1 protein-coding gene is annotated in these 325 nt (G+C 68.6%); it reads right to left on the reverse strand.

Translation table 11 applies throughout. The features are described from left to right. The coding region (locus RB628_RS41755; protein ID WP_318325811.1) for a PspA/IM30 family protein at positions 1–325 on the reverse strand (325 nt) is incomplete at both ends.

Consider the following 325-nt stretch of genomic DNA (forward strand, 5'->3'; position numbering starts at 1 on the left):
TGATGCGGGTCTGGGCCTCGGCTGCGGTGTAGCGGGCCTTGATGGTCTCCTTGCTCGTGCGGAAGGTGTCCACCTTCGCCTGGAGGCGCTGTGAGGCGAGGGTGAGTTTCTCCTCCTCAGCCTGCACCGATGCCTGCTGGGTCTGCAGGTCCGTGAGCTGGGAGGTTACGGCGGTGCGCCGGCTCAGGGCTTCGCGGGCGAGGTCCTCGCGCCCGGCGTCGAGGGCCTGCTGGGCCTGTCCCTCCAGCTTGCCGCTGGACTGCTGCAACCGGTTGATCTGCACCTCGATGCGCTTGCGGCTGGTGGCCACGTCTGCCACACCACG

The organism is Streptomyces sp. ADMS (assembly GCF_033441795.1).
Classification (GTDB): Bacteria; Actinomycetota; Actinomycetes; order Streptomycetales; family Streptomycetaceae; genus Streptomyces.